Genomic DNA, 14,667 nt, shown 5'->3' on the forward strand with positions numbered 1-14,667 from the left:
CAGATCGGCGGGGCGAATGGGTTGTCCCGCTGGTTTCAAGACGCCGTTGATCGGCGTTCTCAACGGAAGGCAACTTCCAAATCAAGGAGAGAGTCATGGCAGATCCAGTAGCAACGACCGGTGCGCAATCCGCAGGTTCGTCGGCATCGATGGACGCGATGATGGGCCAAATGGAAGCCCAGAACGCGCAGCAGATGAAGAACAACCTGGCGATGGGCCGCATGAGCCAGGAAGCGGCGATGTCCGAAGCCTTGGGCAAGAAGTTCAAGGCCGCGGGCGACAGCGTCAAGGGCCTGGTCTAAGACGCCGGGTCAAGAGCACGCCGGCCTTCGGATCGGCGCGCTCGATCCCGAACCAGTTGGCACACGGGTGCCGTGCGAGGAGAAGTCCATGTCGTACTCGGCAGCGGCGCCTGGCACCGCGGAATCTGCCGGTGCGTCTGCCTCGGCGCAGGCGCTGATGGATCAGATCGAGGTGCAGAGCAAGCAGGCCATGCGAAACAACCTTGCGATGGGACGCATGAGCCAGGAAGCCGCGATGTCCGAAGCCTTGGGCAAGAAGTTCAAGGCCGCGGGCGACAGCGTCAAGGGGCTCGTGTGAACCTCGCCTCGGGGGCTATCACCACGCCCGGCGGGTCGCGCCATCGAATCACCAACTCGACAGAGTGAACATCATGAGCATTGGCATCAATCCATTGAATCTCGCCATGCAGGCCATCGAAAGCTCGCCCCTGGGCGGCATTCAGAAGGCTCTGCAAGGCATTTCACAGGCTCTTCAAGGGCTGCAGCAGATGCTGCAGCCGCTGGAGGGCTTGATGAAGAACCCGCTGGGCGGCGCACTGAGCGCGGCCGGCCAGGGCGTGGCCCAGGCCCTCGGCGCCCTGGGCCAAGGGCCCGGCGCTCCGCTGGCGGGTCTGACCCAGGCGCTCGGCGGCCTGGCGCAAGGCCTGGGCGGTTTGACGCAAGGCATCCAACAGGCGCTCGGTGGCCTGGGTCAAATGAGTCCGTTGGGCATGCCCGGCCAGATGATGGGCGGCCTGGCGCAAGGCATGGCCGGCCTGAACCAGGCCATCAGCGGTCTCGGCCAGGCGGCCGCGCAAGGTGCCAGCGGCCAGGTGCTGCAGGGCCTGACGAACGCCATTGAAAGCCTCGGCGGCGCGCTGGGTGCGGCCAGCCAGCTGGCGACCAATCCGATGGGCCAGACCGGCCAGCCCGGCTCGATCGGCGGCTCGACGGGTGGCTTCGGCGGCCCGATGACCGCCGGCGAATGCCAGTCTGCGCTGCTCAAGGGCATGCAGAACTCGGGCATGACCAAGATGACCAACCAGGACTTCGAGGATGCGGCCAAGGGCATCTGCCCGAAGGGCATGAACCCCAAGGACTTCACGCCCGAATTCCAGCAGGCATGCCGGCAGATGCAGGCCAACCCGAACCTGAAGCCGGACACCGCGGACGCGGACAACTTCTTGAAGAAGCACGGCTTCGGTGGCATGCACGGCAAGGCCGACGGCACCGTCGGTATCGGCGACCTCTCGGCCTCGCTGCAGAAGCAGGGCCTGTCCGGCGATCAGCACAACACCGTTCAGACCTTGAAGGACAACTTCAAGGCGCTGTCGAAAGATGGCCTGATCGATCTGGACACCGTGAAGAACGTCGCCACCACCGGCCTGATGCCCAACGGCAGCCCGGCTTCGCCGCAGCTGCAGCAAGCCTGCCAGAAGTTCGCGTCCGACACGGCGCTGAACTTCGCGGCGGACAACGCCGAGCAGATCGCCAAGGGCCGCATGGACCAACGCGGTGACCAGAAGTTCAGCATGAAAGACCTGGAGAAGACGCTGGCGCGCTGACCCTCGCGCCTGCCACCCACCGCGTGCCGCTGGCGCGCGGTGGGATCCCACCCCCTGCGCACGGAGCCACCATGATCGAAACCTCGTTGCAACGAAAAGAATTTGTGTCGGGCCTCGTCGGCCTGATCAGCCTGGCCATCGACCGTGGCCGCCTCGACGATGCCGAGGCCTTGCTCACCTGCGTGCGCGCGCTGCGGCCCAAGATGGCCGAACTCGACACGTTCGAGGCCTGGATCGCGATGCAGCGGGGCTACTGGGAAGACGCGATGCGCACGCTGCGCAACCTGGACACCGTCGCGCCCGAATGGAGCATGGCCAAGGCTTTCCTGGCGTATTGCCAGTGGGTCACCGGCGAGGCCGGCTGGAAAGACACCGCCAACGACGTGCTGCACAGCTCCAAGAGCCCGGAGGCGCTCGACCTGGTGCGCACGCTGCTGAACCCGGAAGAGGGCAACACGCCGAGCGTCGACGCACTGCCGATGTCGATGCCGATCGACTTGTCGCACACCGTTTACATGCGGGCCTGAGAGCGCCCTGTCGTTGACTCAGCAAGCCTCGCGACGCCAACCAGGAGCCCGTGATGACCGACCCGATCCAGCCGATTGCCGCGCACGAGGTGCTGCGCCAGGCCGCGACGCCGACGCCCGACCTGAGCGCCCAGGCCCAGCGCTTCGAACAGCTGATGGCGCAGACCTCGCCGCCGGACATGGCGGCCACACAAGCGCCGGCCCAGCAGCACCAGACGCCGATGGCACGCACGATCGAGTCGCTCGACGAGGCCTCGCGCCATGTGGTGGCCGACATGCAGCGCTTCGTCGCCGAGGCGCCGACGATGGACCTGCAGACGCTGACCACGCGCCAGATCGAGCTGAACCTGCAGGTCGCCACGCAGGGGCTGCAGTTCACCGCCTGCACCTCGGTGGCGCAGAGCAGCAAGAACGGCCTGCAGACCCTGATGAAGAACCAGTGACATGAACGCCTCGACCCTGGCGCGCTGCCTGTGCTGCCTGGCGCTGCTGGTCGTGCTGGCCGGCTGCAAGACCGATCTCTACACCAAGCGCACCGAGGCAGAGGCGAACGAGATGGTGGCCGCGCTGCTGTCGCGCGGTATCGACGCCGAGAAGAAGGCGGCCGACGGCGGCAAGTCGTGGAACGTGGCGGTCGACGAGAAAGACGTGGTCAACGCGCTGTCGGTGCTGCGGGCCAATGGCCTGCCCAACGACAAGTACGTGTCGCTGGGCGACATGTTCAAGAAAGAAGGCCTGATCTCCACGCCGACCGAGGAGCGGGTGCGCTTCATCCACGGTGTGTCGCAGGAGCTGTCGAACACCTTGTCGAAGATCGACGGCGTGATCGTGGCCAAGGTGCACATCGTGCTGCCCTACAACGACCCGATGGCCACGGCGGTCAAGCCGTCGAGCGCGTCGGTGTTCGTCAAGTACCGGCCCGAGATCGATGTGCCGCAGCTCGCGCCGTCGATCAAGAACATGGTGGCGCGCAGCGTCGAAGGGCTGTCGTACGACAACGTGACGATCACGCTGGTGCCTGGCGCGATGCTCGCGCCGGCCGCCGCGGCGCCGGCCGCCGGCTCACCCTGGGCCTGGGTGGCCGGCGGGCTGATGCTGTTGATCTTGCTGGCCGGTGGGGCGGCCTTCGTCGCCTGGAAGCGCCCGGCCTGGCTGCCGCCGGCGCTGGCGCGGCGCCTGGCCGTGCCGGCCGAGGGTGGCGCGTGATGCAGGCTCGAGCCGCCGCCACACCCGGGCAGCTGGCCGAATGGGCCGTGGCGTTGGGCACGCGGCTTGAAGGCCTGCACCTCGATCTCGACGCCGAATGGCGCGACGAAATCATGCCCACCTGGCGCTTCGCCGACGCGCTGGCGCCGGCGCAGGTGCGCCGCCTGATGCCGCGCCTGTGGGCGCAGCGCCTGGGTGGGCTGCCGCCGCTGGAGCGTCTGGCCGAGCCGCTGCCGCGCCTGTGCCTGCTGCCGCGCACCGAGGTGCTGAGCCGGCTGTGCACGCTGGCCATCGCCCGCCGGCCGGGGGTTTTGCGCTGCTGCATCGACCGTGACGCAAGGGCCCACCTGCGGGCCGCGCTGGCCGCGAGCTTCGAGCCGCTGATGGTGGTCAGCCGCCTGGGCAAGCCGGTGGATTCGACGGTGGCCAACTGGTCGCCGGTGGTGTGGGCGTGCATCGGCTGGGCCGACTGGTGCGCCGCGTTGCCGCCAGCCGACGGCCTGGCGCGTGAGCTGGTGCGCCTGTCGCTGCCGCGCCGGATGCTCGACGGCCTGGCCGGCTCGGTGGGGGTGCCCGCCGAGCGCCAGGTGCCCCAGGCGATCGAGATGCTGGCCGAGGCCGGGGTGGTGTGGCCATGCTGATCTGGTGGCGCGGGGCGAACGGCGAGCTCGGTGCCGAGCACGGGGTGCTGCGCGCGGCCGAGGTGGCTGCGCTGATGCAGGCCAGCGCACTCGCGGCCGAAGCGCAGGCGCGCGCCGAGGCCGCGGTGGCCGATGCGCAGGCCCGCGCGGCCGGGCTGATGAACGAGGCCCAGGCCCAGGCCGAGGCGCTGCTGGCCGAGGCGCAAGCCAGCATCGAGCAAGCGCGCGAGGCTGCGCGGCAAGAGGGCGAGCGCCAGGCCGCGCTGGAGTGGCACGAGCGCCAGGCCGGCCACGCGGTCGACACCGCCAAGACCTTGCGCGGCATGCACGAGCGGCTGGCCGATGTGGTGACCACCGCGGTCGAGCGCATCGTGCACAGCGAGAACCGCTCGGCGCTGTACCAGCGCGCGTTGAAGAGCGTGCAGACGCTGTCGCGCTCGGCCACCGCGCTGACCTTGCGCGTCAGCCCGGGTGATGCCGACGCGGCACGCACCGGCCTGGCCGAGGTGGCCGAGCTGCAGGCGATGGGCATGACGGTGGAGGTGCTGGTCGACGCGGCGCTGCCGGTGGGCAGCTGCATCTTCGAGTCGGACATGGGCGTGGTCGACGCGAGCCTGTCGACGCAGTTGGACGCGCTGCGCTCGGCGATGGCACGCGCGGTGCGCAAGGCGGTGGCCGAATGAACCTGCACGACCTGGGCGACCTGATGGCGCTGGAGCTGCAGGGCAGCGACATCGTCGGGCGCAGCGGCAAGGTCACCGAGGTGGTCGGCACGCTGGTGCGCGCGAGCGGGCTCGCGGCCAAGCTGGGCGAGATGTGCCACCTGCTGGCCGCCGACGGCTCGGTGTTGCAGGTGGCCGAGGTGATCGGCTTCTCGCATGGGCAGACGATCTTGTCGCCCTTCGGCTCGATCCTGGGCGTGGCCGCCGGCCACACGCGCGTGGTGGGGCTGGGCGAGATCCAGAGCATCCCGGTGGGCGATGCCTTGCTCGGCCGCGTGGTTGACAGCCTGGGCCAGCCGGTGGACGGTGGCCCGCCGATCACCTGCGACGAGCGGCGGCCGGTCTTCGCGATGCCGCCCAGCCCGATGGAGCGGGCGATGATCGAGCACCCGCTGCCGACCGGCGTGAAGGTGATCGACGGCATGATCACGCTGGGCGAAGGCCAGCGCATGGGCATCTTCGCGCCAGCCGGTGTCGGCAAGAGCACGCTGATGGGCATGCTGGCGCGCGGCACGCAGTGCGACATCAGCGTGATCGCGCTGATCGGCGAACGTGGCCGCGAGGTGCGCGAGTTCATCGAGATCATCATGGGCAAAGAGGGCATGGCCCGCTCGGTGGTGGTCTGTGCCACGTCGGACCGCTCGTCGATCGAGCGCGCCAAGGCCGCGCACGTGGCCACGGCGATCGCCGAGTACTTTCGCGACCGCGGCCTGTGCGTGCTGCTGATGATGGATTCGCTGACCCGCTTTGCGCGGGCGCAGCGCGAGATCGGGCTGGCGGCCGGTGAATCGCCGGCACGCCGGGGCTACCCGCCTTCGGTGTTCGCCGAAATCCCGCGGTTGCTCGAGCGCACCGGCATGGGTGCCACGGGCTCGATCACGGCGCTGTACACCGTGCTGGCCGAAGACGACAGCGGCAGTGACCCGATCGCCGAAGAGGTGCGCGGCATCCTCGATGGCCACATGATCCTGTCGCGCAAGATCGCGGCGCGCAACCAGTACCCCGCGATCGACGTGCTGGGCAGCCTGAGCCGCGTGATGTCGCAGATCGTGCCGGCCGCGCACAGCCAAGCCAACGGCAAGCTGCGCAAGCTGATGGCCAAGTACGACGAGATGGAGATGCTGATCCAGATGGGCGAGTACAAGCCTGGCAACGACGCGCTGGCCGACGAGGCGGTGCGCAAGACCGAAGCGATCCGCGGCTTCCTGAACCAGGCCACCAGCGACCTGCGGCCCTTCGAGCAGACGCTGGGAGAGCTGCAGGCGCTGGCGAACGGATGAACCCGCGTTCGCTGAAGACCCTGCTGTGGGTGAAGCAGCGCCGGCTCGACGAGCTGGAGCGCCGCATCCAGGACCAGGCCGCGCAGGTGGCCGCCGCGCAGGCCGCGCTGGCCCAGGCGCAGGAACACCACGCAGGCTGCGAGGCCGATGAGGCGGCCTGCGTCGCCAAGATCGCGGCGCTGTCGGCGTCCGAAAGCTTCACGCCGGACCAGATCGTCACGCTGGGCCACGTGTTGCAGGGGCTCACCGAAGCCACGCGCCAGGCGGCCGAGGGCTGCACGCGGGCGTCGCTGAAGGTCGACGAGGCGCGCCAGCAATTGGCCCAGCTGCGCCAGCTGCAGCAGCGGGCCGAGCGCCAGCACGAGCAGCTGGTGGAGCGCCGCGACCGCCGCCTGAAAGAGATCGACCAGGAGGCCGAGGACGTGCAGGACGAAGAGAGCGAAGAGGCCGCGGTGGCGCGCCGCGTGGCCCAGACACGCGACCAGGAGCGCATCGCGGCGTGACGGCATGAACGACCTGCTTTCCAGCTTCTCGGCCATCGTCGGTTTCGGCGGCGTGCTGAAAGACGCGGTGACGCTGCTGGCGATGTGCCTGCTGCGCGTCTATGCCGTGTTCCTGGTGCTGCCGGCCACCACCGACCAGAGCGTGCAGGGCAACGTGCGCAACGGCGTGTGCCTGTGCCTGGCGATCTTCATCGCCTGGGGCCAGCCGGCCGGGCTGGTGGCCGGCATCGACATCCCGCACTTGCTGGCCCTGCTGGGCAAGGAGGCGATCGTCGGCTTGCTGCTGGGCTTTGCGGCATCGACCGTGTTCTGGGTGGCCGAGGGCGTGGGCGTGCTGATCGACAACCAGGCCGGCTACAACAACGTGCAGCAGACCAACCCGCTCAGCGGCGAGCAGAGCACCCCGGTGGGCAACCTGCTGGCCCAGCTGTCGATCGCCGGCTTCTACATGCTGGGCGGCATGATCATGCTGACGCAGATCCTGTTCGAGTCGTTCCAGTGGTGGCCCATCGGCAGCCTGTCGCCGTCGTGGTCGACGATCCTCGAAGACTTCGTGCGGGTGCAGACCGGCGGCTACCTCGAGATGATGATGAAGATCGCCGCGCCGGCGCTGCTGGTGCTGCTGCTGATCGACCTGGCTTTCGGCATCCTGTCGAAGTCGGCCGAGAAGCTCGAGCCGAACAACCTGGCCCAGCCGGTCAAGGGCGCGGTGGCGCTGGCGATGCTGTCGCTGCTGGTGGCCGTGTTCTTCGAGCAGGTGCGCCCGGCGCTGACGCTGCAGTCGCTGGCCAGGGACATGGAGCGGTGGAGCAAGGTGCCGGTGGCGGCACCGCCGCAGGCCCCGGCTTCAGCCCCCGCCGATTCGGCATCAGCGGCGCCGTGAAGGCGCCACGGCGCTCAGAGCCTGAGAGGTTTTCGGGCATGAGCGAAAGCCTCTCAGGCTCTCAAACCCGCAGCCAGCTGTAGTCGCCGTAGGACAGGCTTTCGAACATCTCGTCTTCGGCGACGAGGATGTTGTCGCGCCAGTAGCGGCCGTGCTCGGCGTAGTGGTTCAGCGTGTCGGCGAGGTAGGTGCCGTCGACGCCGTCGCCCATCGGCACCCGCACGATCAGCAGCACGGCGCCGCTGTCGGTGTCGAGCCCGAGCTGGGCCTGGTCCTGCGCGTAGATCGTCAGGTTGGCTTCGAGCATCAGACGGAACACGCGCAGGCTGCGGCCCGAGCTGACGACGCCGAAGTTGAAGTTCAGGTACATCGCCTCGGGGTCGCTCTCGAAATGGCCCAGCGCCACTTCGAAACCGTCGACCTCGACCGCGTTGCGCGCGATCGCGCCTTCGGCGTCGGGTAGGCCCACGGCCTCGCACAGCTCGTGGATCAATCCTTGGTAGTGGTGGATGCTCATCGGGTGCCTCCGGGCAGCAGGTCCAGGCCGCGCAGCAGCATCTGCGCACGCGCGTCGGCGCCGCCGTGGGCCTGGGCATCGCGAGGGCGGAAGCTGCCGAGCATGTAGAGCGGGAACAGCAGGTGGTCGTTCTGCTGCTGTGGTGTGCAGGTGTCGGCCGGGTTGTGTCGCTGCTGGGCAGCCATCCACGCGATCGCGCCGTCCTTCACCGCGGCCAGCGTGACCGGCCCGGCTTGCGGCGGCAGGTGATGGCGCGCGGCTTTCGCCGCGTCCACGCGCTGGGCCGTCTTGGCGCCGCCGGCAAAGAACGCCGAGGCCAACGCACCGAAAAGGGCCGGCCAGGGCGTGCCCTGGGTGGGCGGCTGGGTGAACAGCATCGCCACCTCGGGCCCCAGGCTCCCGCGTGCCGCCGCACCCGCGGTCACCGGCGGGGCCGGGGTCAGCATGCGCACGCGTGGCGGCGGCGCGTCTTTCGAGACAGGGGGCGCCGGCGGCTGACGGGTCGACGCGCCGAACGGCTGGCGGCCGCCACCGGTGCTGGTGCCGAGCTGCCGCGCCGTCTCTTCGCACGCGGCGCGCAGGTCGTCGGGGTGGATGGCGTGTTCGTCGTGGTGCGCGGCAGCGTGCGACGCCGTCGGCGGGCGGCGCGGCCGGGGGCCACCGGGCCGCGGGGCCGGCGAGTTCGGCCGCGGCGCGTGGCGGTAGATCGTGCCGCGGTGCGAGCCGCCGGCGAACCCCTTGGTGCTGGAGCCGCCCGGCCGATGCTCGGCCGCCGGGGTGGGCGCCGCGACCTGGGCGCCGCCGCGGGTGGCGTCGGCCCTCATGTCTGGAACACCGCGGCAAACAGGTTCTCGGTGAACTTCACCAGCGTTGAGCCGGCCCAGGGCGCAGTCACGACGACCACGCCGGTCACCGCCAGCAGCTTGATGCCTTGCGAAATACTGGAGTCTTGCAGCGAGGTGATGGCCTGGAAGAACGACACCAGCAGGCCGATCAGCGCCGAGGCGGCCACCGCCGGCAGCGACAACATCACGCACATCAGCAGCGCCTCGGAGGTCAGCTGTATCACCACGTCGTAGGTCATCGGTTCTCTCTTCAGCGGTAGGTCAGCACCAGGCCGTGCACCAGCCGCGACCAGCCGTCGAGCGTGACGAACAGCAGCAGCTTGAACGGGATCGCGACGTTGGTCGGCGTCACTTGCGACAGCCCCATGGCCAGCAGCACGTTGGCGATCACCATGTCGACGACGATGAAGCCCAGGTACAGCAGGAAGCCGATGCGAAAGGCGGCCGTCAACTCGGTGAGCAGGAACGACGGGGCGAGCACCATCAGGTCGCTCTTCTGCAGCTTGGCGGCCTGGTCGGCAGGCCAGATCACCGCCGCGGACTTGAGGAAGAACTGCTTCTCGCGCTCGTCGGCATGCTTGTCGAGGAACTTTCGAAATGGCTCGCGCGCCGCGTCGGCCACCTGCATCAGCGTCTGCGCGCTCGAGCTGCCGGAACCGACCGCCAGGCCCTTCGAGGCTTCGATGAACACCGGCGCCATGATGTAGCACGAGATGATGATCGCGACGCCGTTGAGCACCATGTTCGGCGGCACCTGCTGCACGCCGATCGCGTTGCGCAGCAGGCCCAGCACGATCGCGATCTTGGTATACGACGTCACCACCATCGCGGCAAACGGCAGGGCCGCCAGCGCGATGAGGACGAGGAACAGCGATATCGGGTCAACCTGGGACAGCGGCGTCATGCGTGTACTCCATGCGCGTGATCCGCACGCCGAGCTGGTCGCCGATGGCCACCAGCTGCCCCTGGCCCAGCGTCTGGCCGTGGCAGACCAGGCGCACGGTGGCCTCGCGCAGCGGCACGTCGAGCTCGACCGCATAACCCGGCCGCATGCCGGCCAGCACGGCCAGGCTGATGCGCGCGGTGTCGAGCTCGAAGGCGACGGGCAGTTGCAGCTCGTCGAGCGTGCCGGCGGGCGGCGGCAGTTCGTCGCCGGCAGCGGCGTCGTCCGTCATGTGCGGGTAGTCGGCGACTTGCACGGTGAACTCCTTGGGGTGAATGAAGACGGCGGCGCTCAGCACGCGGCCCACGCCGCAGCGCAGCGACGCCTGTGGCTCGCCGGCCAGCGCAACGTCGCCCGGGGCGAGCGAGCGCAGCACCTGGCGCGGCCATTGACGCGTCATCACGCGCAGGCGAGGGCGCAGTGACAAGGTGGTGAGGCAGGCCAGGTCGGGTGATTGGCGGCAGGCGCCGGCCAGGCGGTCCAGCACGCCCTCGTCGGCACCGCGCAGGCCGATGAGCAGGCCGCTGGCGCTCAGCGTGGCCGCGTCCTGGCCGGGTGGGTCGTCGCGCCGCCGGGCGGAGATGATCGGCACCCCGACCACCGGTGCAAACGCCTCGCCCAAAGGTTCCAAGAGCGCCGTGAGCACCGCGGCAGACGTCGGGCCGTCTTCGATCGACAGCGCCAGTTGCAGCGGCGCCCAGGCGTTGGCATCCAACGCCAGCTGAAGTTGGCCGGCATCGGTGTCGAGCACGACCACCCAGCCGGCGCCAGCAGCCCGGCGCGACACCGCGAGCTGTGGCGCGCCCAGCGTGTCGCGCAACCAGCGCTCGAAGTCTGCGTCGAAGGCCAGGCGGGACAGCCGGGCCTCGTCCGCCGTCATCGAGGGCAGGTGGCCCGCCAGCGGCTCGATGGCAAGAGGCGGCCGGGGCAGGGTCATGTGAGTTCGATGTCGATGTGGCGCGAGTCGGGCAGGGCCTGCGCGAGCATGGCGCGCAGCGTGACCAGGTGTCGCAACACTAGATCGTGCGAGCGGGTCGACTGCGTGCTGAAGCGAAGCTGCAGGTAGTGCGGCGAAAGCGTCAGCCGCAATTCGGTGTGCGGCAGCGTCTCGGGGTTCATCGGCACGGTCACCGAGAAGCCCTGGAACGATGGGTCGGCGCGGCGGCACAGCGTGGCGACGGTGTCAACGAGCGCGGCGTCCCAGCCCTGCGGCAGCGGCAGCCAGGCCACGGCCGCGGGCCACGGCATGTCGGGTGCGTCGGCCACCGGCGCCAGCGTGGTCTCGGGCTCGTCCGGCGCGGCGACGATCGACGTGGTCGCTTGCACGGGCGGTGGTGGGCGGCGCTCCAGGGCGGCCAGTGGGGCGCTGGTGGCGGTGTCGCCCGCCGGCTCGTCGGCCGGGGCCGGTGATTCATCGCGCGGCTCGTGGCGTGGCTCGAACTCGACCCGCCGCGGGGCGCCCAGCGCACGCTGGAAGCGCTCGGCCTGGCGTGTGTCGGCCGGCGGGCGGGCGGCCACCGGTGGGGCCCCTTCGATCACGCGCCGCAGGCGGCGGATCTCTTCGTCGCTCATCGCGGGGCGATGCTCAAGCCACCACGCGGCCGAGCGGGCGCAGCTCGACCTGGTTGCCCAGCTCTTGGTACGAGTAGACGCGCAACTGGTCCAGCCGCGACTCGATCATCTTCTTGACGTAGCGGCGAATGTCCATCGAGGTGACCACCGCCACGCCGCGGTCGGGTTGTTCGCCGGAGATGCGCAGCACCTTCTCGGTGATCGCCGCTGCGCTCTCGGGCGGCATCGCGAGGTAGTTGCCGGCCGGCGTGGGCTTGATGCACTGCCGGATGGACTGCTCGACGCTGGCATCGAGCAAGATCGCCGAGATGTAGTTGCGGCCGGCGCTGGCCTCGAAGGCGAGGTAGCGGCCGAGGTCGCCGCGCACGTACTCGGTCAGCAGCAGCATGTCTTTTTCTTTCGGGCCCCAGGTGATCAGGCTCTCGAAGATCGTGCGCACGTTGCGGATCGGCACCTGCTCTTCGAGCAGCCGGCGCATCACCTCGGCAATGCGCTGGATCGGCAGGATCTTCTGCACCTCGGCGACCAAACCCGGGTAGTCGGCCGTGGCCTTGTCGACGATCCACTGGATCTCTTGCACGCCCATGAACAGGTGGGCATTGCGCCGCAGCAGCATCACCACCTGGCGGGCCACCACCTGCTCGATGTCCAGGCAATGCGGGCGTTCGGCCTCGGGCACCTGGTCGGGTGGCAGCCACAGCGATTCGGCCATGTCCAGCACCGGCTCGTGCCGGCTGGCCTTGGCCGCCAGCGGCGAGTCGGGTGAGGTCAGGCACATCAGGCGGCCGGGCAGCGTCACCGCGCGCACCGGCACGTCATTGATCATCACCTCGAAGCGCAGGTCGGCCAGCTCGGGCGCGACCCACATGCAGACGCCGGGAAACGGCACGCCCAGCATCGACTGCAGCTGCAGCCGCTCGCGCTCCATCGCCGCGTCGAGCTGCGCGGGCAGCAGCAGCGCTGCGAGGTCGGCCGACATGCGCACGGCCAGCGGCTTCGAGAAATGCGGCGCCTCGCGCATGATCGACGGCGCGTCGCCCTTGGCGCCCTCGCGCTGCATCGCCGACATCGGCGCCGACGCGGTTTGCCCGGTGGTCGTCTTGCGTTGGCGCGACAGGTAGCGGCCGGCCCCCACCAAGCCAGCGCCCAGCGCGATGAACTGCAACGCCGGAAAGCCCGGCACCGCCGCGAAGGCGAACACCAGGCCCGCGGCCAGGTACATCGCCCGCACGTTGGACGTGAGCTGGGCGGTGATCTCCTGGCCCAGCGAGCGGGGCTTCTTCTGGTGCTCGTCGGCCACGCGGGTGATCAGCACGCCGGCGGCCACGCAGATGAACAGCGACGGGATCTGCGACACCATCGCGTCGCCGATCGACAGCACGGCAAAGCGGTTGGCCGCCTCGCCGGCCGTCATGCCGTGGTACATGATGCCCACCACGATGCCGGCCAGGATGTTGACCATCGTGATGATCAGCCCGGCGATCGCGTCGCCCTTGACGAACTTCATCGCGCCGTCCATGCCGCCGTGCATCTGGCTTTCCATGCCGAGCAGCGCGCGCTTGCGGCGAGCCTCGTCGCCGGTGATCAGGCCGGCGCGCAGGTCGGCGTCGATGCTCATCTGCTTGCCCGGCATCGCATCGAGCGTAAAGCGCGCGCCGACCTCGGCCACCCGTTCGGAGCCCTTGGAGATCACGATGAACTGCACCACCGTGATGATGATGAAGACGACGATGCCGACGACCAGGTTGCCGCCGACCACCAGCTCGCCGAAGCTCTCGATCAAATGTCCGGCATCGGCATGCAGCAAGATGGATTTGGTCGACGCGATGTTCAGCGACAGGCGAAAGAGCGTCGTGAACAGCAGCAGCGACGGGAACGACGACAACGCCACCGCGTTCGGGATGAACAGCGAGGTCATCAGCAGCAGCACGCTGGCGGTGATGTTGACTGCCAGCAGCGAGTCGATCGCCACCGTGGGCAGCGGCAGGATCATCAGGCCGACGATCGCGACGACCAACATGGCCATCGCCACGTCGTTGCCGAGCGTGCCTTGTGAATCGAACTTGAGTTTTGCCATGGCGGTGTCCTGATCAAGCCGATGAGGAAGGGGCGGCCGAGCCGGCGGCGCCGTGGCCCATGCGGTCGACCATGTCGACCCAGCGCAGCACGGCGGCCACGGCTTCGAAGAGCGCTTCGGGCACGGCGTCGTTCACCGGCACCTTGAACAGCGCCCGCGCCAGCGGCGGGTTCGAGACGATGGGCACGCCGCTGGTCTCGGCGATCGCGCGGATCTGCGCGGCCACCGCGTCGGCGCCCTTGGCAACGATCAGCGGCAGCGGCGTCTCGCCCGGGCGGTAGCGCAGCGCCACCGCGAAGTGGGTCGGGTTGGTGACGACGACGGTTGCGGTGGGCACGTTCTGCTTCGGCCCGCCGTTGGCGATCTCGTGGGCCAGGCGCCGGCGCTGGCCCTTGATCATCGGGTCGCCTTCCATCTCCTTGTATTCGCGCTTGAGCTCGTCCTTGTCCATGCGTTGGTCGCGGATGAACAGCCAGCGCTGGATCGCGATGTCGACCGGGCCGATCACCACCAGCACGATGACCGAGGCGACGAAGAGCTTGTTGATCGCGCTCCACGCGATGGCGACCACGCCGGTGGAGGTTTGCGTGGCCGCGCCCACGAGCAAGGGCAGCAGCCCGAAGGTGATCATCGCGACGACGCTGCCGACGAACACCGCCTTGAACACCGTCTTGACGAACTCGATGATCGAGCGCATCGAGATCAGCTTCTTCAGCCCCGCACCCGGGTTGACCTTGTCGAAGTTGGGCGTCAGCGGCTCGAAGGTGATGTTGAACCCGACCTGCGCGAACGACGCGACCAGGCCCACGGCGATCGATGCGGCCACGAACGGCAGCACGATCCACAAGCCCTCGATGGCGATGTCGAAGGCCAGGGCCAGCATCTCGGCGTTGGTATGCGTCTGCAGGCCCAGGCCGCTGGCGATCGAGAACAGCGCGTTCAGGTGCTCGAACGAAGAGGCGGCCCCGGCGCCGAGGCACAGCGTGGTTACCAGCAGGCCGGCCGCGGCGTTGAGATCCTGGCTCTTGGGTGACTGGCCCTTCTTCTTCGCATCGTCGAGCTTCTTCTGACTGGGCTGTTCTGTCTTCTCACCCATGGCCCGATC

Annotated in this window: 19 protein-coding genes; 11 read left to right on the forward strand and 8 right to left on the reverse strand. The window is 69.1% G+C overall.

All coding sequences use genetic code 11. The features are described from left to right. Positions 1–95: 95 nt before the first annotated feature. From ACE3SG_RS21045 to sctT, 11 genes are all read left to right on the forward strand, one after another. Positions 96–302 carry a hypothetical protein gene (locus ACE3SG_RS21045; RefSeq protein WP_374568174.1) on the forward strand — a complete coding sequence of 69 codons (207 nt, stop codon included), beginning with the start codon at positions 96–98 and terminating at the stop codon, positions 300–302. 88 nt (positions 303–390) lie between these two features. Next, positions 391–600, forward strand: coding sequence for a hypothetical protein (locus tag ACE3SG_RS21050; protein WP_374568175.1), 210 nt, complete (start codon positions 391–393; stop codon positions 598–600). Positions 601–673: 73 nt separating this feature from the next. Then, the gene (locus ACE3SG_RS21055) at positions 674–1,846 is read left to right on the forward strand and encodes a hypothetical protein (protein ID WP_374568176.1); all 1,173 of its coding nucleotides are present in this window, start codon (positions 674–676) and stop codon (positions 1,844–1,846) included. Positions 1,847–1,917: 71 nt separating this feature from the next. Continuing rightward, positions 1,918–2,373, forward strand: coding sequence for an HrpB1 family type III secretion system apparatus protein (locus tag ACE3SG_RS21060; protein WP_374568177.1), 456 nt, complete (start codon positions 1,918–1,920; stop codon positions 2,371–2,373). 53 nt (positions 2,374–2,426) lie between these two features. Next, positions 2,427–2,816: a hypothetical protein gene (locus ACE3SG_RS21065; protein WP_374568178.1), complete on the forward strand. Its 390-nt coding sequence runs from the start codon at positions 2,427–2,429 to the stop codon at positions 2,814–2,816. A gap of 1 nt (position 2,817) precedes the next feature. After that, a complete protein-coding gene (gene sctJ / locus ACE3SG_RS21070; protein WP_374568179.1) occupies positions 2,818–3,579 on the forward strand; it encodes a type III secretion system inner membrane ring lipoprotein SctJ in 762 nt (253 codons plus the stop codon). Next, a complete protein-coding gene (locus tag ACE3SG_RS21075) occupies positions 3,579–4,220 on the forward strand; it encodes a hypothetical protein (RefSeq protein ID WP_374568180.1) in 642 nt (213 codons plus the stop codon). Before sctJ ends, ACE3SG_RS21075 begins: the two co-directional genes overlap by 1 nt. Next, positions 4,214–4,903, forward strand: coding sequence for a type III secretion system stator protein SctL (gene sctL, locus ACE3SG_RS21080; RefSeq protein WP_374568181.1), 690 nt, complete (start codon positions 4,214–4,216; stop codon positions 4,901–4,903). The genes ACE3SG_RS21075 and sctL overlap by 7 nt, the downstream gene beginning before the upstream one ends. Beyond that, positions 4,900–6,222 (forward strand): type III secretion system ATPase SctN, encoded by a 1,323-nt coding sequence (gene sctN, locus ACE3SG_RS21085; protein WP_374568182.1) that lies wholly within the window; start codon positions 4,900–4,902, stop codon positions 6,220–6,222. Before sctL ends, sctN begins: the two co-directional genes overlap by 4 nt. After that, positions 6,219–6,725: a hypothetical protein gene (locus tag ACE3SG_RS21090; protein ID WP_374568183.1), complete on the forward strand. Its 507-nt coding sequence runs from the start codon at positions 6,219–6,221 to the stop codon at positions 6,723–6,725. The genes sctN and ACE3SG_RS21090 overlap by 4 nt, the downstream gene beginning before the upstream one ends. 4 nt (positions 6,726–6,729) lie before the next feature. Then, positions 6,730–7,608, forward strand: coding sequence for a type III secretion system export apparatus subunit SctT (gene sctT / locus ACE3SG_RS21095; protein ID WP_374568184.1), 879 nt, complete (start codon positions 6,730–6,732; stop codon positions 7,606–7,608). Positions 7,609–7,669: 61 nt separating this feature from the next. On the opposite strand, the gene ACE3SG_RS21100 is transcribed toward sctT, so the two are convergent. From ACE3SG_RS21100 to sctU, 8 genes are read right to left on the reverse strand one after another with little or no spacing between them, the layout of a single operon-like run. Further along, positions 7,670–8,125 carry a CesT family type III secretion system chaperone gene (locus ACE3SG_RS21100; RefSeq protein WP_374568185.1) on the reverse strand — a complete coding sequence of 152 codons (456 nt, stop codon included), beginning with the start codon at positions 8,123–8,125 and terminating at the stop codon, positions 7,670–7,672. Beyond that, complete coding sequence (locus tag ACE3SG_RS21105) at positions 8,122–8,949, reverse strand: hypothetical protein (protein WP_374568186.1); 828 nt, start codon at positions 8,947–8,949, stop codon at positions 8,122–8,124. Before ACE3SG_RS21105 ends, ACE3SG_RS21100 begins: the two co-directional genes overlap by 4 nt. Continuing rightward, positions 8,946–9,209 carry a type III secretion system export apparatus subunit SctS gene (sctS, locus tag ACE3SG_RS21110; protein ID WP_374568187.1) on the reverse strand — a complete coding sequence of 88 codons (264 nt, stop codon included), beginning with the start codon at positions 9,207–9,209 and terminating at the stop codon, positions 8,946–8,948. Before sctS ends, ACE3SG_RS21105 begins: the two co-directional genes overlap by 4 nt. An 11-nt stretch (positions 9,210–9,220) precedes the next feature. Continuing rightward, entirely contained in the window at positions 9,221–9,874 is a 654-nt protein-coding gene (gene sctR, locus ACE3SG_RS21115) for a type III secretion system export apparatus subunit SctR (RefSeq protein WP_374568188.1), read from the reverse strand. Next, the gene (locus ACE3SG_RS21120; RefSeq protein WP_374568189.1) at positions 9,852–10,850 is read right to left on the reverse strand and encodes a FliM/FliN family flagellar motor switch protein; all 999 of its coding nucleotides are present in this window, start codon (positions 10,848–10,850) and stop codon (positions 9,852–9,854) included. The genes sctR and ACE3SG_RS21120 overlap by 23 nt, the downstream gene beginning before the upstream one ends. After that, a complete protein-coding gene (locus tag ACE3SG_RS21125) occupies positions 10,847–11,485 on the reverse strand; it encodes a type III secretion HpaP family protein (protein ID WP_374568190.1) in 639 nt (212 codons plus the stop codon). Before ACE3SG_RS21125 ends, ACE3SG_RS21120 begins: the two co-directional genes overlap by 4 nt. Before the next feature lie 13 nt (positions 11,486–11,498). Further along, positions 11,499–13,562 carry a type III secretion system export apparatus subunit SctV gene (gene sctV, locus ACE3SG_RS21130; RefSeq protein WP_374568191.1) on the reverse strand — a complete coding sequence of 688 codons (2,064 nt, stop codon included), beginning with the start codon at positions 13,560–13,562 and terminating at the stop codon, positions 11,499–11,501. 13 nt (positions 13,563–13,575) lie between these two features. Continuing rightward, a complete protein-coding gene (gene sctU, locus ACE3SG_RS21135) occupies positions 13,576–14,658 on the reverse strand; it encodes a type III secretion system export apparatus subunit SctU (protein ID WP_374568192.1) in 1,083 nt (360 codons plus the stop codon). Positions 14,659–14,667: the final 9 nt, after the last annotated feature.

Source organism: Ideonella sp. (assembly GCF_041914305.1).
GTDB lineage: Bacteria > Pseudomonadota > Gammaproteobacteria > Burkholderiales > Burkholderiaceae_C > Ideonella.